Annotated in this window: 20 protein-coding genes; 4 read left to right on the plus strand and 16 right to left on the minus strand. The window is 29.5% G+C overall.

What is annotated here, in order from left to right; translation table 11 throughout:
* Positions 1-87: 87 nt before the first annotated feature.
* The 8 genes from RYO54_RS08120 to RYO54_RS08155 all read right to left on the minus strand — a co-directional run bounded on the left by RYO54_RS08120 (position 88) and on the right by RYO54_RS08155 (position 8162).
* On the minus strand, positions 88-639 hold the full coding sequence (locus RYO54_RS08120; protein ID WP_315117377.1) for a DUF5317 family protein: 552 nt from the start codon (positions 637-639) through the stop codon (positions 88-90).
* A gap of 306 nt (positions 640-945) precedes the next feature.
* On the minus strand, positions 946-2472 hold the full coding sequence (locus RYO54_RS08125) for a DUF1846 domain-containing protein (protein WP_315117379.1): 1527 nt from the start codon (positions 2470-2472) through the stop codon (positions 946-948).
* A 204-nt stretch (positions 2473-2676) separates the two neighbouring features.
* Positions 2677-3234 (minus strand): accessory gene regulator B family protein, encoded by a 558-nt coding sequence (locus RYO54_RS08130; protein WP_315117381.1) that lies wholly within the window; start codon positions 3232-3234, stop codon positions 2677-2679.
* 25 nt (positions 3235-3259) lie between these two features.
* Entirely contained in the window at positions 3260-4540 is a 1281-nt protein-coding gene (locus tag RYO54_RS08135; RefSeq protein WP_315117383.1) for an ATP-binding protein, read from the minus strand.
* 185 nt (positions 4541-4725) lie between these two features.
* Positions 4726-4857 (minus strand): hypothetical protein, encoded by a 132-nt coding sequence (locus RYO54_RS08140; RefSeq protein ID WP_315117385.1) that lies wholly within the window; start codon positions 4855-4857, stop codon positions 4726-4728.
* Positions 4858-5226: 369 nt separating this feature from the next.
* Complete coding sequence (locus RYO54_RS08145; RefSeq protein ID WP_315117387.1) at positions 5227-6723, minus strand: methyl-accepting chemotaxis protein; 1497 nt, start codon at positions 6721-6723, stop codon at positions 5227-5229.
* A gap of 233 nt (positions 6724-6956) precedes the next feature.
* The gene (locus tag RYO54_RS08150) at positions 6957-7958 is read right to left on the minus strand and encodes a M42 family metallopeptidase (protein WP_399549220.1); all 1002 of its coding nucleotides are present in this window, start codon (positions 7956-7958) and stop codon (positions 6957-6959) included.
* 18 nt (positions 7959-7976) lie between these two features.
* Positions 7977-8162 (minus strand): hypothetical protein, encoded by a 186-nt coding sequence (locus RYO54_RS08155; protein WP_315117389.1) that lies wholly within the window; start codon positions 8160-8162, stop codon positions 7977-7979.
* A 167-nt stretch (positions 8163-8329) separates the two neighbouring features.
* On the opposite strand from RYO54_RS08155, the gene RYO54_RS08160 reads away from it, so the two are divergent.
* A complete protein-coding gene (locus RYO54_RS08160) occupies positions 8330-9007 on the plus strand; it encodes a GntR family transcriptional regulator (RefSeq protein ID WP_315117391.1) in 678 nt (225 codons plus the stop codon).
* A 71-nt stretch (positions 9008-9078) separates the two neighbouring features.
* Here the strand turns inward: RYO54_RS08160 and RYO54_RS08165 are convergent, their stop codons facing one another.
* Positions 9079-10329, minus strand: a complete 1251-nt coding sequence (locus RYO54_RS08165) for a dicarboxylate/amino acid:cation symporter (RefSeq protein ID WP_315117393.1) — start codon at positions 10327-10329, stop codon at positions 9079-9081.
* 143 nt (positions 10330-10472) lie between these two features.
* Between RYO54_RS08165 and RYO54_RS08170 the strand changes: the two genes are divergently transcribed.
* Positions 10473-11336 (plus strand): AraC family transcriptional regulator, encoded by an 864-nt coding sequence (locus RYO54_RS08170; RefSeq protein WP_315117394.1) that lies wholly within the window; start codon positions 10473-10475, stop codon positions 11334-11336.
* Between the two features lie 87 nt (positions 11337-11423).
* Positions 11424-12512, plus strand: coding sequence for a GIY-YIG nuclease family protein (locus RYO54_RS08175; RefSeq protein ID WP_315117396.1), 1089 nt, complete (start codon positions 11424-11426; stop codon positions 12510-12512).
* Between the two features lie 154 nt (positions 12513-12666).
* Here the strand turns inward: RYO54_RS08175 and RYO54_RS08180 are convergent, their stop codons facing one another.
* The 6 genes from RYO54_RS08180 to RYO54_RS20200 form a co-directional block, all read right to left on the minus strand.
* The gene (locus RYO54_RS08180; protein WP_315117397.1) at positions 12667-14511 is read right to left on the minus strand and encodes a heavy metal translocating P-type ATPase; all 1845 of its coding nucleotides are present in this window, start codon (positions 14509-14511) and stop codon (positions 12667-12669) included.
* Positions 14512-14527: 16 nt separating this feature from the next.
* Positions 14528-14749 carry a cation transporter gene (locus RYO54_RS08185; RefSeq protein ID WP_315117398.1) on the minus strand — a complete coding sequence of 74 codons (222 nt, stop codon included), beginning with the start codon at positions 14747-14749 and terminating at the stop codon, positions 14528-14530.
* A 256-nt stretch (positions 14750-15005) separates the two neighbouring features.
* Positions 15006-15365 carry a metalloregulator ArsR/SmtB family transcription factor gene (locus tag RYO54_RS08190; RefSeq protein WP_315117400.1) on the minus strand — a complete coding sequence of 120 codons (360 nt, stop codon included), beginning with the start codon at positions 15363-15365 and terminating at the stop codon, positions 15006-15008.
* Positions 15366-15620: 255 nt separating this feature from the next.
* A complete protein-coding gene (locus tag RYO54_RS08195; protein ID WP_315117402.1) occupies positions 15621-16103 on the minus strand; it encodes a nucleoside-triphosphatase in 483 nt (160 codons plus the stop codon).
* Positions 16100-16765, minus strand: coding sequence for a hypothetical protein (locus tag RYO54_RS08200; protein ID WP_315117404.1), 666 nt, complete (start codon positions 16763-16765; stop codon positions 16100-16102). The genes RYO54_RS08195 and RYO54_RS08200 overlap by 4 nt, the downstream gene beginning before the upstream one ends.
* A 53-nt stretch (positions 16766-16818) precedes the next feature.
* Complete coding sequence (locus tag RYO54_RS20200; RefSeq protein WP_399549225.1) at positions 16819-17004, minus strand: 2Fe-2S iron-sulfur cluster-binding protein; 186 nt, start codon at positions 17002-17004, stop codon at positions 16819-16821.
* 253 nt (positions 17005-17257) lie between these two features.
* On the opposite strand from RYO54_RS20200, the gene RYO54_RS08210 reads away from it, so the two are divergent.
* The gene (locus RYO54_RS08210) at positions 17258-17926 is read left to right on the plus strand and encodes a cysteine hydrolase (protein ID WP_315117405.1); all 669 of its coding nucleotides are present in this window, start codon (positions 17258-17260) and stop codon (positions 17924-17926) included.
* Between the two features lie 431 nt (positions 17927-18357).
* On the opposite strand, the gene RYO54_RS08215 is transcribed toward RYO54_RS08210, so the two are convergent.
* Positions 18358-19506, minus strand: coding sequence for a hypothetical protein (locus RYO54_RS08215; RefSeq protein WP_315117406.1), 1149 nt, complete (start codon positions 19504-19506; stop codon positions 18358-18360).
* Positions 19507-19521 lie beyond the last annotated feature (15 nt).

Here is a 19521-nt window from a genome sequence, read left to right on the forward strand (position 1 = left end):
TATATCTTTCCATAATTATAGCATTAACGTTGTAGAAATAAAATACTATTGGCATAATATTTCCCATGGATACATATATATGAAAAGTTAAACATTAACACATTCTGTTCTATTCATATGTCTTATAGTGTTAAAAATAATAATAAAAACGAATAACCTTATAAATATATCTCCAATACTTAAAATACTATATCCTACATCAATTACATCTGTTAAAAACTTTAATTTAGTTGAGGAACTTCCCAAAATATGTATATCATCTACTTTCATAAAAGCATCAGGTTTTGCATAGCCTGTTAAATAGGATAACGTCGGGAAAACAGGCATTTTTGCATTGTTTGCTGATATTGCTATTTTATTTAACATCGTGCCAATAAAAATGCATACTGATCCTAAGATAGCACTTATATATTCTTCGTATTTAATGATCAAACCTAAATATGAACATAAATAAAAAGTTTCCAATGTATTGGCATATTTTATAAAATTATAATTTTCTTTAAAAATATTAGCTTGTATAAATAAATAAGCTAACTCAAATGCTAATATAGGATATATTGTCCATGATTTAAACAATGGTTTTATCTTATACCCTTTTATTTTCCCAATTATCAACGCCAATAATATAGTTTCTAACATATATTATCCTCACTTGTTTTTCTTCAACTTAAAAATATTTCTCTATCGCAAGCTTTGTTTTAATTTTCTGAATAATTATTTTAAAAATCTTATTTAAATATCAATTCTATCCTTTGAGTTTAATTATACTATTTTTTCCTCTTTTTTGCTATCCCTTTAACGAATTTACATTTTGTCTTTAAACTATAAAATTCGCTAATACTCTGCATACTATTATAATATCTATAAAATAAACACAAAGCCGATTGTCATTTTTTGATAACAATCGGCTATTATTTTATTTTTACAACATTAAATACGTAATAATTAATTATTATAATAAAGACTTGCTGAAGGGTATTCAGGATCACATGTTACATCTATACCGAGTTTTCCAAAAGTCTGTTCATCATTTCTACTTAAAATCGTAGTTGAATGAGCTTGACATCCCTTTAACATTACTAATTTTTCCATAGCTACCTGTGCCATTGGGTTTGTAGCTGCACATATGCTTAATGCAATCAACACTTCTTCACAGCTTAATGCTGTGCTTTTACTACCTAGCGTCTTCAATTTTAGATTTATAATTGGTTCAAGTATAACTGGAGAGATAAGATGAATTTCATCATATATATTCGCAAAATGTTTAACAGCATTTAACACTACAGCAGCCGTTGCATCCATTACATTTGAACTTTTTCCAGTAAGTATTGTGCCATCATGAAGTTCTATCGCTACAGCTGGACAAGCGTCATTTTTATTACAATTCTCATTTTTATTAGAGATTTCCTTTAATTTAGCTGAACGCTCCCTTGCAGGTATAACAACTTTTCTGTCCTCTTCTTTTAAATTAAGTTCTTCCATAATAAGTTTTACTCTTTGGAAGGTTTCTTTATCAACATAACCTTTTTTATACTCGCAGCTTGTTTTAAAATATCTTCTTATTATCTCTTGTTTAGATGCTTCTTTAATAACCTCGTCGTCAATTATACCAAAGCCTACTCTATTAACGCCCATATCTGTTGGAGATTCATATACAGATTTCTCTCCTGTTATTTTTTCTATAATTCTTTTAAGTACAGGAAACATTTCAACATCACGATTATAATTTACAGCCATTTTGTTATAAGCTTCGAGATGAAATGGGTCAATCATATTCACATCTTTAAGATCTACCGTTGCAGCTTCATAAGCTATGTTTAGAGGATGTTTCAACGGAACATTCCATACAGGGAAAGTTTCAAATTTTGAATACCCTGCTGCTCTACCTTGCTTATATTCATGATAAAGCTGACTAAGACAAGTTGCTAACTTTCCACTTCCTGGTCCTGGCGCTGTCACCACAACAATAGGCTTTGTGGTTTCAATATATGGATTCTTGCCATATCCTTCATCACTCACAATTGTATCTACATCTGTAGGATATCCTTTAGTTGCTTTGTGTTTATATACTTTTATTCCTCTACGTTCAAGCTTATTTATAAAAACAGTTGTAGCTGGCTGCCCTTCATATCTAGTGATTACCACGCTATTTACCTCAAGATTGTAACCTCTTAAGTCATCAATCAATCTTAAAACATCCATATCATAGGTGATTCCAAAATCCCCTCTTATCTTATTTCTTTCTATATCACCTGCATATACGCAGATAATTATCTCAACTTTTTCTTTTAACTTGTGCAATAATTTAATTTTCGCATTCTCATCAAATCCTGGCAAAACTCTTTTTGCATGAAGATCAAATAGAAGCTTTCCGCCAAATTCTAAATAAAGCTTATCATAATCATTGACTCTTTCTAAAATATATTTTGATTGTTCTTCTAAATATTTTTCATGATCAAATCCTATCTCCATTTTTACTCCTCACTATATGAAATTATTAACTATTTTATCATTTTCATATTTTTATAAATACTAACCATAAATATGGTTTTACAACTTTCTATTATTACATAGTTTTAATTTAAAGTAAATAATATTACATTTATTTTAAGTTATAATATAATATTTCAAAAAACATATAAATAGGCGACAAACTCTTACAAGTCCTGTCACCTATTATTTAATATTTCTTTTATTAAACATCAATAACGCTTGAAAAACAACTGTCCATAATATTGTATTAGAAATTAAAGTATTTTTGTAAAAAATTATAGAAATCAATATAAATATTGTAGTCATGATAATTCCCACTGTTCTATTCCTTTTAACAAGCTCAGGTCTCGTTAAAGGCATATTAGGATTAATTATTGGCACCTGATGGAAAATACAATAAAAAGATGTCCCATTTAAAATTATCTTAGAAATAAAATCAACATTTAAATTAATACTTAAGTAAATAATGCTTCCAATAATTATTAATGTAGAGATGAAACATTTTAACTGAGTATCTTCATGATATCCTCCGATATACGGCTTTGTTAAAACCATTGTTGCCATGGCAATAATAGCCTCAAAAGTGTATCCCATTAAAGCAAATACAATTATTGTACCAATAATCTTCATGATCTCAAAAACACTTACCCTTAAGGCATATTCTATTTGTTCTTCTTGTTCTTTAGTATACTTATTTGTTCTGGCGATATATTCTGCAATTATTTTAATTACTTTTCTCAAATATAATACCCCCAATACCGAAACCTTAGGAGTTTGATGGTTCTTTGTATGGTATTTCAATCTTAAACTGCGTCCACTGTTTATTACTTTCAACGGAAATTCTTCCGTTACATTGACTGATAATATTACTTACAATATTAAGACCATACCCTCTATCACCGCTTGTATTCTCCTTTGTACTAAATCCTGATTCAAAAATTCTATTTCTAATTTCTTTTGGAATTTCTGGACCATTATTGATTATAGTAATAATAACTCCATTATAACCATTATAGCTTTTAAATTTAATTATCGGACTCTGGACATCTCTTAGTGCATCTCTTGAATTATTAATAATATTAGATAACACTTTCAGCAAATCATTGTCCGTAATATTTAAATTTTCATAGTCAGCACTATCGAAAACAATTACATCGATGCTTGCCGAAACGGCAGAGTGTAGTACTGAAGCAACTATTGGAGTTGCTTGGACACTTACATTTATTGTAGTATTTAAAGATTGATATCTTTCAACAATATTTTTTAATAATTCTCCAATTCTATCAACTTTCCCAAGTTGATAAAGACCATAAAGACTGCTTATTTCACTTCCATAATCATGTTTTAATTTTTTTAGTTCAATAATTTTATCATTTAATGCAGAATTCAACATTTCTACCTCTTGTAATTTTCCGTTAATTTTTGCAAAATATATTATTGCAAAAATAAAAGCCATTAAACTTATAAGGTATAGACTATGCTTGAATAGTTCTCCCATACCTTCTATTTGCCAGTGTATACGTAAAGTATCTGTTAAGATTAAAGCATAATTTAAAAGCAAAATAAAAATTAAGGAGGGTCTTAGACTTTTTACTCCTATAATAGCATCAAAAAAATATTTTCTATATTTGTATACTAATATGTATATAAACCAAGCTGGCATAAAAATAAATATAAGCGTTTGGATTTCACTAGAAATTGCAAAGTTAAATTTAACTACTATGTTTTGATAAAACGTAATTATAAAATATGATGACAATATAACTATTGAATAAGACAATCCAAATCCTAGAAAAGCATCTAAAATAGATTTTCTATAAAATAATATAATAAACAACAGAGTACCAATTACCATTAGCAAATTTGCATATGGACTAGTAATACCACTATGAGTAAATATCATAGATATCATAAAAACAATTACCATCAAAATGCCAAGCTTAAATTTTGAAATTCTATTATCTTTAGATACTATATTATTACATGTCAATACAAATAAAAATGATTGACAAATTGTGGTCAGCATATCGCATATTTTTAATAGCACTAAAATCTGTCCCTTCTATGTATTTAGATAAAAATAAATAAAGAAAAACAGTTTATCTTTTGTATTTTAAAATTTATCTTTTACACTCTTAAAATTTTATCTTTTGTATTTTTAAAATTTTATCTTTTGTATTTTTGAAATTTATCTTTTGTATTTTTGAAATTTATCCTTTGTAAATTGTAAGTTTAACGATTTTTAGTCATGGATTCAGGCATTTCTTCATTACCTATGCTACCAAAAGATGCAGGTCCTACCATAGTAATTAATGCTGCCATTCCTAGAAAAACTGTGCCCATTAATTTACAAATTTTTTTCATAATGAACCCCTCCATTTTTTATGTAATTTTGTATAATTCAATTATATAATAATTATGTCATATTTGGAATACACTTCTATAAATAAGTCACATATTTATAAAAGTATGTATTTTCATGCTTGTATTTGGATTTTCTGTAAAAAGGAAAAGCCTTATGTAATTTGTTACATAAGGCTCGCCATTTTTTATCCGATGACTACCATCCGTAATACTCCCATCGCACTCTGTGAAAGCGATTTAGAGTTCTTATGCTGTGCATAACGGATGCTACGTCCCTGGATAAGTTCTTCTAAGCTTCAGCTGGAGTAAGTATTCCTTTTAAGCAAACTTCATCTGAAGCTAAGAATCACTTGATAAACTTACTTAATCTTATCTATTAGAGGAAAGCTTCCTTAGATTTTTACTTAACTTTTTAATTTCCTCTATGGATAAAGCCATTGAATTAATCTTTCCACCTTGCTCCTTAATTTTTCCCTCGATCTCTTCTGTAGATGCTGAATGTTCTTCAGTAACACTTCCTATTCCTTCAAGCTCTATTTTTATAGGAGCAAAGTTCTCTACTACACTTTGAATGAGTCTATATTCTTCACATAGAGATTCATTCATTCTTTCAAAGTATTTTTCAATTTTGTTAAAAGAAGTATAAACATCATCAATAACTTTAGTTCCTTCTTCCGCCACCACATTACCGTCGGATACCTTAATAACTGCATCATCAGTAATAAGATTAATTTCAGTAATGATTTGATAAATGTTTTTTACTATTTCAGTAGTTTGCTCAGCTAATTTTTTAACTTCTTCTGCAACTACTGAAAATCCCTTGCCATGTTCACCTGCTCTAGCAGCTTCAATACTTGCATTTAATGATAATAAGTTAGTTTGAGCTGAAATTTTATAAATACTATTAATCTCACCATTTATCTTATCAATGCTATTTTTTAGTGTATTTACTGTGTCTAAAGATACTTTTACAGCTCCTCTTATGGTTTTCATAGTGCTATTCATAGAGTTAATTTTTTCAGCTTCATCAATAACATTTTCCTTCATTTCATTTGATATTGTAGATATTTCATTAGATATATTGCTGACTTCCTCTAATGAAGAATTAGATTTATTTATTCTTGAATTTATACCTAAAATACTCTCTACTATTTCTTGAACTCCAATATTTATTTGGCACATAGTGTTATTTATATCATCACTAGTAGCATTAACAAGTGTAAGATCTTCAGAAAAAATCTCTATATTACTATCTAAGTTATTAGTATTTTGCTTAATATTTAACAAAAGTGAGTCTAATTTATCAACTAGCTCTTTACTCTCTAAAGATTTACTATTTGCTGACTCAATTAGTGCGTTGCCCCAGCTAGTAAGGCAATAAATTAAAATTATAACGCCATTTAATATTACAAAAAGATTTAGCATGTTTAAATATGAAAAATTTTCACTTAAAATGCTCTTAGGATTAACAAAAAATAAAATTGCAACACATGCATCTAAAAGCACTGCATTTATAACCAATAATTTTTTTCTAAAATATAATGTTGCACATATAATTCCTGCAACAAAAACTAATATATCAGAAGCAATAGTTCCTTGATTAAAATCTCCTAATAAAAAATATCCGAAATTTGAAAGTATTATAACTGAACTAAAGGTTGTTGCCTTTGCCATATCTTTTATTGGCAAAAAATATACTACTGTTGAAACTATAATCACTATTATAAATGGTAATAACTCATGCATATTTACTTTAAAGTTAACCGTTGCCATACTAGTTAGAATCATAAGTAAACATATTCCAACTATAGTTATATAGTTAACCATATGTATTTTTTCAAAGCTAAAACTCCAAGTCTTTTTCATTTTTGCACCTCTTCTGAGTTAAAATTAAGTTTAATTCAAATGTCTACTATAAATATCGGTATTAATTACTATAACCTTAACTTAAAATGACAAAAGGTTCATTATTTGTATTTCATCATTATTGTAAATCAAAAAAGATACTAACTTACCATTAGTATCTTTTTCATAAAAAACAAAACTTTATATAATTTATTGCTATATGAAAAATAGTTTTTCATCGTATCTTTTATTTACTAATATTTAAAGTTAAAATCCCTGTCTATATATTTAGTTAGCAACTCAATAGAAGCCTCAACATCCTTCATATTAACTATTGCATTTGGTCCATGTGGATACCTTGTCACAACAGATATTCCTGCTGCTTTTACTCCAAAATTAGATCTATTAATAGAGCTTGCATCAGTACCTCCAACATAAATCACATCCATCTGATATTTTATATTACATTCCTCACAGCATTTTACCATTTCATCTACAAGATATTCATCACATATTACTGAGGTATCTGATACCTTTATTGCTGCCCCTTCCCCAACCTTATTACTTCCTTCTAAATCACAAGGATAGTCATGAGCTGGTGTAATATCAACAGCTATTCCTAAATCTGGTTTTATTCTTTCTGCTGCCACTATAGCTCCTCTACATCCAACCTCTTCTTGTACTGTAAATACAAAGTAAGTATCATTATAAGGAGTATCTATCTTCTTTAATGCCTCAATGAGAATATAGCAACCTATTCTATTATCTAATGCTTTTGCAGTAATATTATTATCTTTAAGTTCCGCATATTCTCCAATATAGGAAGCTGCATCTCCCACCTTTACATATTTTAAAGCCTCTTCTTTTGATTTAACTCCAATATCTACATATAGCTTAGTAAAATCATTCTTTAAATCCTCTACTTTTACTGTGCTTGAAACAATACCTATCGTTCCGTTTCTGAATTTAACTCTACTCATATATGTTGTTGGAATCCAAAGAAAGCCTAAGGATTTTACCTTAATCATTCCATTGTCTTCAATTTTAGTTACTTGAATACCTATTTCATCCATATGAGCTGCCAGCATTATCTTCTTTTTATTTGTTCCCGAACCTTTTTTATATACAATTAAATTTCCTAAAGCATCAACTAAGATGTCATCTGCGTAATCTACGATATCATTTTTTATGATATCTCTTACTTTTCTTTCATATCCACTTACTCCAAATGCCTGTGTTATTTCTTTTAGAATCACACCCATTACCCCTCTCTTTTAATAATTCTGTTTGTTTATTAATTTCTCTTTTTCAACCCAATGCACTTCATTCATCAATGGATGACGAAGCCTTATAGCACCTTCTATACAGCATTCCATAACGTAACATCCACCAGGATGAATTATTATCACTTCTATTAAAGCATAAAGGTTTTGAGTTTGTTTTTCTCTTCTAATTTTCACTATTTATCCTGTAATTTAATACTAACACAGGGTTTTGTATTAGACAATATGCATTTTGCAAAATGCAAAATGCAAAATACTATCATTGTATTTTAATATAAAGATAATTATAATAAAATAAATGAAGCCAATTATAAAATATTATTAACATTTAAAGAGGTAAAATAATGAGAAATTTAGTTAAGGTTACTTTAGCAGAGCAAATTTATACAATTTTAAGAGAAGATATTATCAATCAAAACATTAAATGTGGTGAAAAGCTAACTTTAAAGATTCTACAAGAAAAATTCAATACAAGTTCAACTCCAATTAGAGAAGCTTTAAATAGATTAAGCCAGGAAGGACTAATTGAACACGTAACAAATATTGGGGCGAAAGTAATTGATATTAAAGAGAAAGATATTGAAGAAATTTATGACTTCTGCTTATATTTAGATTTAGCTGCATTAAATTTAGCTTTAAAAAGCGAAAAAATAGATGATATTATATGCGAACTTAATAATTGCATTGAATTACAAGAAAAATCATTAGAATTAGAAAACCTAGAAGATTTTAAATTTCATTCAGATAATTTTCATGATATTTTCTTTAGATATGCTGATAACTCAAGATTGTATAACGCTTCAAAAAATATAAGAAGTCAATTTAGTATATTAACAACTATATATCAAAATTTTGCAGTTGCACAATCACTGGTTCTTCTAGAACATAAAAATATTGCATCATCTATTGTAAATAGAGACTTCGATAAAACAATTTCCCTTATGAAAAGTCATTTTGAACATGCCAAAAGTTATTTATTAGATAATATTAGAGATACAGAACATAAAGATATGCCTTTATAAATCAAAGGCATATCTTTTCTTTGCATAATAATAATAATTTAATAAACTACATCTACTTAGTAGTTTTAAGTTCAACTAATCTTTAGCCACTCTTTTCCATCAACAAACTTTGAAACTAACATTGAAGAAACAATATTTCCTGTTGAGTTTAATACAGTAGCTGGTGCATCTATAATTGTACTAATAACAGCGATTATGGGAAGTGCTTCAGGTGGAAATCCATAAACACTTATTATTAGCATCTCTCCTATCATTCCGCCACCTGGTATTGCTCCCATAACTGCACCTACTAGAAAGCTTACTGAAAGTATTGATAAAAGTACTGGAATATTGTTAATTTCTTTACCAAACAAGCCAAATAAAAATACTATTTTTAGCACTCCACCAATAACAGAGCCATCCTTATGTGTGTTAGCCCCTAGAGGAATTGCGGTTTCTGCTATATCTTTTGGTACACCTATTTTCTTAGCAACTTCAAGATTAACTGGAATTGATGCAGCACTGGAACAAGTAGCTAAAGCTGTTACTGTTGGTGCAATTGCATTTCTCCAAAATCCTCTAAAACCTAATTCCCCAGCGGATATATATGCATATATACTAAAAAATATAAAATAATATATTGCTGTCAAACCTAAATATAAAAGAAAAACCTTTAAGTATCCTTGCAATATTTGCGCCCCCAACTGCCCTACCACAGAAGCAAAATAGCATCCTAATCCAATTGGCGCATAATACATGATTATTTCTACCATCTTCATCATTGCAACTGTGGCTGAATTTAAAAACTTTTTTATAATTATTGCCTTTTCACCAGCTAATGCTGTTGATGTTCCAAATAGCACAGAGAAAACAATTATTTGAAGCATATTATTTTTTGAAAATAATTCCGAAAAATCCCCTACCGTAATTATTTTTACTAACTGCTTTGATAGTGATATCTTTTCAACTTTCTCTCCAATTTCCCCTCCCCCTTGAGATAAAATAGCTTTAATAGATTCCCCCTCTAAACCTGTAGTTGGATTAAAAATCATTGCACCTATAATTCCTAATATACCAGCTATTAATGCAGTAGCTACAAAAACCGTTGCAACATTTATCATTATTTTTCCCAATCTATTCATACCACTCATGTTAGCTATAGCTGATGCTACACTGAAAAACACTAATGGCACTATTATAGTAAACATCAAGTTTAGAAATATTTCTCCAAAAGGCTCCAGCACTATAGCCTTTGGTCCTAAAATAACCCCTATCCCTCCTCCCAGTGCTATTGATAAAAGCAGTACCAAAGACATTTTATAGCTCTTTAAAAATTTTTTCATATATAATCAACTCCCTATGTATGAGTTATTCTTATTAACTATTATATTCGCTACATTTGCTATTTTTATTGTATTCAATGCTCAATTTATTGCATAAAGTGCTATAATATAATAGATTATTAGTTGATAACTGAGGTGTCTGTATGGATGATAAGATTTCTATAGAAAAAACAAAGCGAGGCTATCTTAAGGAAGATTTTCTCTTTTTTAATCTAAAAGATCAGAAAAAGAATGAGATTGAATTTCATTACCATGATTTTAATAAGATAATTATTTTCATATCAGGAGAAGTGACCTACATGATTGAAGGGAAATCTTATAAACTAAAGCCTTGGGATGTATTATTGGTTGGCAAAAATGATCTTCATCTACCAATAATAAGCTCCACTATGCCTTATGAAAGAATGATATTGTGGCTAAATCCATTATTTTTAGAAAAGCATAATAGGGACAATTCCGATCTTCTAAGTTGTTTTCAGTTAGCATCTGAAAGAAAGCTTAATCTTATTAGACTGAGCAGCAAAGATATAAATCTATTAAAGAAAAATCTAACTGATCTTGAAGAATCAATGAAAGATACTGATTTTGGAAGCACCATATTAAGAAATACTTTATTTCTTCAATTCATGATAAAAATAAATAGATTATTTCTTGGAATTGATATTAGTAAAAACATTAATGATATCAAATGTAACCCTGTAATAGAAACTATTTTAAGTTTTATAAACTCAAACCTACACAAGGATTTATCTATAGATATTCTTGCAGAAAAAGTTTATCTAAATAAGTATTATTTGATGCATTTATTTAAAAAAGAGACCGGCTACACCTTATATAACTACATACAAAAAAAGAGGCTTTTAAAAGCTTCAGATCTTATAATAAATGGTATGTCTCTAGGAGAGGTTTGCGACCTTTGCGGCTTTGGAGATTACTCTAGTTTTGTACGAGCCTTTAAAAAGGAATTTCAACTATCACCTAAGCAGTATTATAAATCAAATATATAGCTAAAATATCCTTTCATATATGTACCAATTGAGGTAAGGAGCTAATGGTGATAAAATTTAAATATTATATTTCTAGGAGGAGATAATTTGGACTTAAAAGAAAAAGCTAAAAGGCTCCCCTCTTGCCCAGGGGTATATCTTATGAAAGATTCCCTTAACAGTGTGATTTATGTGGGAAAATCAAAGAATCTAAAAAACAGGGTTTCTTCATATTTTCAAAACTCAAAGTCACATACTCCTAAAGTTGTGAAATTAGTTAAAAATCTAAAAGACTTTGACTATATAACTACCGATACAGAATTTGAAGCCTTTATGCTAGAATGTAAATTGATAAAGGAAATTAAACCTTTATATAACAGACTAATGAAAAGCCCTAAATCTTATTGTTATATAAGAATAAAATTTAATGAAAAGCACCCTTATATTGAACTTTCCAGTGAATATAGCAAAGGCAATGATGGTGTTTATTTTGGACCATATACAAATAAAAATACAGTAGAAAGAGCCACTCAAGGGATAAAAGAATGCTGTAAAATACTATGTACTAATAATTCACAAAAAGACTCCTATTGTTTAAACTATTCTTTAGGCTTGTGTATTGGTATGTGTTTGGATAAAACTTCAAAGGAAAAGTATTTTGATATATTTAATAAAATAGTAAACCTGTTTAATGGTACTGATAAAAGTATCATTGAGGAAATAGAATTTAATATGAATTCTTCATCAGGGAAATTTGATTTTGAAAAGGCTATTAAGTATAGAGATTATTTAACTTCAATAAAGTATATAATTGATAAGGTTAAAGTTGTTGAATATACAGAAGAGAATAAAAATATTGCTTTACTCGAGTATTTAAATGATGATATGGTCAAATTTTTTCTGATTAAAGGAAATAAAATTCTTTTTAGTGAAAGATATATACTTAAAGATTTTGATTTGGGAAAATTGAAATATATCTTTAAAACTAATATTTTATTTTACTTTAGTAATAAATCCCTAAATAATTCGATAGAAGTTGGAAGGGAAGAACTGGATGAGTCTCAAATAATTTATACTTATTTAGAAAGTAAATCTAATGACTGTAGTTATGTTATAATTTCAGAAAAATGGCTCAAGGATATAAACAATATAGATTTTGACGATGAAATTAATAAACTTTTGCTTCCTGAATCATAATTATTTTAAAGTATGTTCCAGTACAAAGCCTTTAAACATAGAAAACATATTTTTAACCTTTTAAAGTAAATAAAATCATGGAACTTTTTGCATTGATTATAACGAAAATGAGGGGCTATATGACACTCCCCCCATTTCTTTATAGCATATAATACTATTTAATCTTTTTTATATTGAGTACTCTCATTGCATTTAAAATCGCAATAACAGACACTCCTACATCTGCAAATACTGCTTCCCACATTGTTGCAATACCTGCTGCTCCCATAATAAGAACTATAGCTTTTACCCCTAATGCAAATACAATATTTTGCTTTACAATTCTTAATGTACGCTTTGATATTTTCATTGCTGTTGCTATTTTCGATGGCTCATCAGTCATAATAACTATATCAGCTGCTTCTATTGCTGCATCCGATCCAAGGCCACCCATTGCAATACCGATATCTGCTCTAGCTAAAACTGGTGCATCATTAATTCCATCTCCAACAAAAGCTAGCTTTCCTTTTGCTGATTTTTGTCTCAATAACTCTTCTACTTTCTCAACTTTTCCTGCGGGAAGTAATTCTGTATATGCTTTATCAAGTCCCAGTTCTTCAGCCACTTTCATACCAACACTATTAGAATCACCTGTTAGCATAACAGTTTGCTTTATGTTGGCTGCTTTTAACTCACGAATTGCTCTTGCTGCATCTGGTTTCACTTCATCTGCAATTACAATATACCCTGCATATTTATCATCGATTGCCACGTGTACTACTGTTCCTACTATTTCTCTCTTATAATAAGGAACATTTATCTTCTTCATTAATTTTATATTACCTGCATGTACTGTCTTACCTTTTACAACCGCTCGAACTCCATGTCCAGAAATTTCTTCAACATCTGTTATTTCAGATTCATCAATTTTCTTATTGTAAGCTTGCTTTAAAGACATTGAAATTGGATGGTTTGAATAATTTTCCGCATAGGCAGTTAGTTCAAGTAACTCATCTTTAGAAATACCTTTTGCATTTATCTCTTGTACTGTAAATACACCTTTTGTTAATGTTCCAGTTTTATCAAACACAACCATTTCTGTTTCAGCTAATGCTTCTAAATAGTTACTTCCCTTTACTAAAACACCACTTTTAGAAGCAGCTCCTATTCCTCCAAAGAAACTTAATGGTACAGATATAACCAGTGCACAAGGGCATGATATAACAAGGAATGTTAATGCTCTATAAACCCACTCACTAAATGTAGCTCCTTCTATTAAAAGAGGTGGTAAGACTGCTAATATAGCTGCCACAATAACAACCGCTGGTGTATAGTATCTTGCAAATTTTGTTATAAAGTTTTCTGAATTTGACTTTTTACTACTTGCATTCTCTACTAAATCTAATATCTTACTTACAGTAGATTCTTCATATTCTTTTGTAACGCGAACAGTTAAGACTCCATTAATATTAATACATCCACTTAATACATCTGAATCTACTGATAGTTCCCTTGGAACTGATTCACCAGTTAATGCTGATGTATCAATCATAGAGTTTCCATCTATAACAACTCCGTCTAAAGGGATTCTTTCCCCTGCTTTAATTACAATTATATCATTTACCTTTACTTCATCTGGATCAATCTTTACTAACTCGCTACCACACTTTACATTTGCATAGTCAGGTCTAATGTCCATTAAGCTAACAATTGATTTTCTTGATTGATCAACAGCATAACTTTGGAATACTTCACCAACTTGATAGAATAACATTACCGCTACACCTTCTGGATATTCTCCAATAAGGAAGGCTCCTAATGTTGCAATACCCATTAAAAAATTTTCATCGAAGACTTGTCCTCTAAAAATATTCTTAATTGCTTTTAATACAACATCTCCACCAACAATAATGTAGCTGATTAAATACAATGCTAATTGAACTTCTGATTTTGCAAATAATGCTATAAGGAATAATGCTCCTCCTAAAACTATCCGAGTAATACGCTTTTTATTGTTCATAGCATTTTCCTCCTCTTTAGATTTTCTTTACAATAATATCTGGTTCCATTTTTTTAATTACTTCCTTAGATGCATTAATAGCTTCTTCCATTTTGTCATCATCTGCTTCTAATATTAATTTTGTTGTCATGAAATCCACTGTTGCATCATTCACTACCGGCAATTTCTTAATTGCATTCTCTATCTTTGCTCCACAATTTGCACAATCTAATCCTTCTAATCTAAATTTCTTTTTCATAATTAATTCCTCCTAAATTTTATTGCTTTATTAATAATTCTCTCACTAACAGTTGAATGAGGGCTCAACTTATATTTTTATTATAGTTGAACAACCACTCAACTGTCAAGCATAATTTTATAATTTATTAAATAAAAAACTGCTACAGTTATATCTTGTCTATATGCTGATTTAAGTTTTCCTTTAAAATCAACACTTAAACAAGATATTTGTTCTGTAACAGTCTTATATATCTTTGTATTTTCTTAATTATTTTCTATTGTTCTATAATATGCTCTAATGCCTTTTCTAAAATATCTTTTACATGTTCATCATCAAGAGAATAAAATACATTCTTTCCACTTCTTCTTGACTTCACTAAATGAGCTTCCTTTAGGGATCTTAACTGATGTGATATTGCTGACTTTGTAACATTTGTTAATACTGCTAAATCACAAACACACATTTCATTCTGTACTAAAGCACATAATATCTGAATTCTAGTACCATCACCCATTATTTTAAAAAACTCAGTTAAATTGCGCATTGCAGATTCATTTGGCATATTATCTTTAACCTTATTAAGTATATCTGGATGAATTACATTGCAATCATGTGCCTTTACCATATCACTCATTAATAAACCCTCCTACTAAAGTTAATTATAATAATATTATGGTGAAGTAACTCTATATTGTCAATTAAATTGCCTATTTGTTTTTATTTACTATTACTAGTTTTTACATATGCTAATTATTTATTATTCTATATTAAACCATAAAAAAGAATAACTCTAACCTTTTAAGATTAGAGTTATCAATATTATTTTTAAATTTTATTTTAATATTATAGTCCTCTTACTTAACTAAGAGTATATTTTTATAGTACTGTATTATTTTTCAGAATTTGAATATATCATTTTATAATTCTCTATGTTATATTTCTCAATAACATCTTTGATGCAGCTTTCTCTAATCACCACATAGAGCTCTTTCTTTGATACCACAGAACTCATAAACAATTTATGAAATCCCTTTTCTTGAAGCTCTAAAGGGCCAATTTCATCAATATAAATAGGCTCTATCGCTGAACTAAGAAGAGGAGTTATTATATTTTCAGCAAATTCAAGTCCATCCTTTGAAAAGCTATATGTTTCGTAACAAAAGTCCTGCTGCCATTTCCCCGGCGGAATTACTCTATGGGACCACGCCCTGCTTTCTCCGGTTGACATTACTACAATTTCTTGTCCAATATAACAACCATCAATATATATCTTTCTATTAAAAAATCCATCTCCTTTTCCCAATGTATTAAAAATATCAATAAGTTTGCTTGTCTTTCCTGAATTGACCTTTCCCGTAACAATATTTATCATATAAATCGCTCCAGAAAAATAGCGAATACAAACATTGAAAATGATATAATTGGGTTTGTACTAAATCCTTTTTTCTTTTCTTCAGTAAGATTCTTTGATAACCTCTCCCTAACCACAATATATGATGTAATTATAAGGGTAGTTGCTATGCACTCTAATAACATAAATCTTAGTAATCGATCTAGCCCTCGTAAGGGTGAAATTATCAAAAAGGACCTTGGCATTAATAGCAAATAGATAGCATATAAGCCTCTCCACGATATATTTACTACTCCGATTCCTATTAAGCCTACTTTCTTATTTTTTTTCTCCAAAATTTTGTAGACGGCCAATAGTGCTACTGCCTCTAAAACTATAGAAATCGACGGGTTGATTACCTTATCCACTCTTACCTCAATAAATAGATTAGTTAATTTTATTGCTGAAGCAATGAACGCTCCATACAACATATACTGTGCCTTTCTTGTTTTTCTATAAATCTTATCCATAAAATAAAAAGCAAGTGGAAACCATATACACCATCCAAAACTAAAGTTTATTTTGTGCAACAAATATCCCAGTGTGGCCTCAACTATACCCCACAGAGAGCCAAAAAATACAATAGTACTTATGTCTCCTAGAAACTCATCGGAGTTATAGATTAATTTTAGTCTCTTAAACATTTCGTTCCTCCAATTCAAATATTATATGTTAAAATATTTAATTAAAACAAGACTCATTCTTTATTCAAAGCCAATACTGATTTCACAGCTTCTCTGATCTCTTCATATCCAGTACATCTACAAATATTGGATTGTAGCCATTTCTCAATAGTTTCATCATCTGCATGAGGGTTGTTTTTTATAAGTCCATAGCAGTTCATTATGAAACCGGGAGTACAATGCCCACACTGAAAGCCCATTTTTTTCTATAAAAGCTTTTTCAATGGGTTCCTCCTTCAAGCCCTCAATAGTAATTAATTCATGTCCAACGGCCTCCACCGCCAATATAATACATGATTTAATTGGTATTCCATTTTGTTGCCAATTTAAAAAGTAACTCTCCTTATTTTATAATATATTTATCATAATTAACTATTATGAATGTATCCTTGTCACTTTTGCCTATTCATTACATAATATGTAATAATATAAAAACATATTAGGAGGATTAATGTGATATATTTTTGTCCTATTTATGGTGAATTAGTTAAATACCCTGAAGATGGTGATATTAACGATAGTGAATACTGGTCTCCTAGGAACATAAGGGCTGAAGTAACAGATCAAACAATCATCGATGAATGGAATACCGTCCCTGTCCCTCCTGCACCTGAATTGAAATCAGTAGCAGTTGATCCAAAAACCAGTGCACTATTAATATTAGATATGGAGACCTCTATATGTAAAAGCCCTCGCTGCATGGCCTCTATCCCTAATATTCATAATTTATTGATGAAAGCCCGAAAAAATGACATGCTAGTTGTGTATAGCCTTATACCCATGGGAAATCCTCAAGATATTTTCAAACAGCTAGCTCCTTTACCAGGTGACCCTATTGTAAAATCAAACGTAGATAAGTTCTATAAAACCAATTTAGAAGAAATATTAAATGAAAAAGGTATTAAAACTGTTATAATTACTGGTTATGCCGCTAATGGTGCAGTCCTTCACACAGCTACTAGTGCTGCTTTCCGCGGTTACAATGTTATTGTTCCCGTTGACTGCATGTCTGCTAATAACCCTTATGCCGAACAATACACTGCATGGCATATGCTTAATAGTCCTGGAACTAGAAATCGAGCAGTCCTAACGAAGGTTAATTTAATTAGCTTTTCACCATGATAATCAATAACAAAAGTAAAGCTCAATCTTAGTCTAAATAATCCTAAAATTCTTAGTTGATTTTATTAAATCCGCATTCTTTATGTAACTACTTAAACCTGTCAAAAACATAATCGCCTGCAAGCAGCTATTTAAGTCACTTACAGGCGATTGTTCATATGCATGGTGAAGGCGATGCGTGAACTTTAAACTATTTTATCCGATGACTAGCATCCGTAATACTCTCATCGCACTCTGCGAAAGCGATTCACATAAAATCAAAGATTTTAGTTCTCTGCTTTTCTACAAGTGGGAGATATTAGAACTCTTGAGCTTCAGCGATTTAGAGTTCTTATGCTGTGCATAACGGATGCTACGTCCCTGGATAAGTTCTTCTAAGCTTCAGCTGGAATAAGTATTCCTTTTAAGCAAACTCCATCTGAAGCTAAGAATCACTTGATACGGCTCCAATTTGATTTTACTTGTAATATATCATCTACAATTTTTATATCACAATTCCATAAGTAAGTTTTCACCCATAGCTTCCCAGGCATTGGTTGCCAACTCTTTTGAGGGCTAATTTGAAGTTTAATTGAATCATTACTTTTCTTTACTAAATAAATCCCCCCCATAATTCCTTTAACCTCATCAACAGATAATGAAAAATGTCCTCGTATTTCTGTATTATCCTTTAATGAAATAATATCTGGTATAGGTGGGGAAAAAGTTATTTTCATTTCACTATTGCTGTCAATTTTTTTTACACACTTTATTTCAGGATGTGTATTGTTTATATTAATTGAATAAATACAATCATCTATTTTTATTTCATCTACATCTGTAGTAATTTCTATTGGTTCTATGATACCTGTATAATCATTATTCAATTCTTTGATATTATTAAAATAAGAATACCTAGCCAAATAAACTCTTTTAAAATTACACAATGGAAAAAGTTTAATAGGCTTTAGAGCTTTTCCATCTATTTTTACAAATATCTCAGTGTGTTTTTGATCCACCATATTAAATTTTTTTAGATATATGATAGGAAACTTATCTGGACTATCACTCATACTACCTACAGGTGCTATAAGACCAAAACTATCTACTTTATTCTTATTCTCTTTTATTTTAAACTCTATAATTCTATTTTCCATATCCCTTAAAGATAGATGTGCATCTATCCCCTTTTCAGTTACATCAAACTGTACCTTCATAGAATCAACTTCATATAAAGTTACTTGATTTAGCAATGACTTATATTTATCTCCATCGATTTTTAGTCCCTTTGTATAGTAAATATCTGATTCACCATCTTGCCTTCCCATAAGTACAATGTAATATATTAAATTTTCTTGTTTCACTTGCTGTAATTCTATAGCTTTATAAGTAGTGTCTCCCTCAAAATCAATTAAGCAAAGCTTCTCAATTATCACTTGTTCATCTTTAAATTTAATTAGTGGATAAATATATTTATTCTTTCCTATCTCATAAATTGAAGGATTATTCTTTTTATCACCTAAGTACTTTTCTTCATTAACTGGATTATTTTCAGGAACCATAAAGATCGGACAAATTTTTGAAATTAACCTTCCTACCACTTATATACATCTCCT

Origin of the sequence: uncultured Clostridium sp., assembly GCF_963515715.1 — a bacterium.
Taxonomy (GTDB): Bacteria; Bacillota; Clostridia; order Clostridiales; family Clostridiaceae; genus Clostridium_AW.

What these genes read in the sequence shown, in the direction of transcription:
- RYO54_RS08120 (WP_315117377.1), bottom strand. Translation starts at nt 639, where the DNA reads ATGTTAGAAACTATATTATTGGCGTTGATAATTGGGAAAATAAAAGGG.
- RYO54_RS08185 (WP_315117398.1), bottom strand. Translation starts at nt 14,749, where the DNA reads ATGAAAAAGAAATTTAGATTAGAAGGATTAGATTGTGCAAATTGTGGA.
- RYO54_RS08190 (WP_315117400.1), bottom strand. Translation starts at nt 15,365, where the DNA reads ATGAGTGATATGGTAAAGGCACATGATTGCAATGTAATTCATCCAGAT.
- RYO54_RS08200 (WP_315117404.1), bottom strand. Translation starts at nt 16,765, where the DNA reads ATGTTTAAGAGACTAAAATTAATCTATAACTCCGATGAGTTTCTAGGA.
- RYO54_RS08145 (WP_315117387.1), bottom strand. Translation starts at nt 6,723, where the DNA reads ATGAAAAAGACTTGGAGTTTTAGCTTTGAAAAAATACATATGGTTAAC.
- RYO54_RS20200 (WP_399549225.1), bottom strand. Translation starts at nt 17,004, where the DNA reads ATGGGCTTTCAGTGTGGGCATTGTACTCCCGGTTTCATAATGAACTGC.
- RYO54_RS08170 (WP_315117394.1), top strand. Translation starts at nt 10,473, where the DNA reads ATGGATGATAAGATTTCTATAGAAAAAACAAAGCGAGGCTATCTTAAG.
- RYO54_RS08140 (WP_315117385.1), bottom strand. Translation starts at nt 4,857, where the DNA reads ATGAAAAAAATTTGTAAATTAATGGGCACAGTTTTTCTAGGAATGGCA.
- RYO54_RS08125 (WP_315117379.1), bottom strand. Translation starts at nt 2,472, where the DNA reads ATGGAGATAGGATTTGATCATGAAAAATATTTAGAAGAACAATCAAAA.
- RYO54_RS08160 (WP_315117391.1), top strand. Translation starts at nt 8,330, where the DNA reads ATGAGAAATTTAGTTAAGGTTACTTTAGCAGAGCAAATTTATACAATT.
- RYO54_RS08165 (WP_315117393.1), bottom strand. Translation starts at nt 10,329, where the DNA reads ATGAAAAAATTTTTAAAGAGCTATAAAATGTCTTTGGTACTGCTTTTA.
- RYO54_RS08180 (WP_315117397.1), bottom strand. Translation starts at nt 14,511, where the DNA reads ATGAACAATAAAAAGCGTATTACTCGGATAGTTTTAGGAGGAGCATTA.
- RYO54_RS08195 (WP_315117402.1), bottom strand. Translation starts at nt 16,103, where the DNA reads ATGATAAATATTGTTACGGGAAAGGTCAATTCAGGAAAGACAAGCAAA.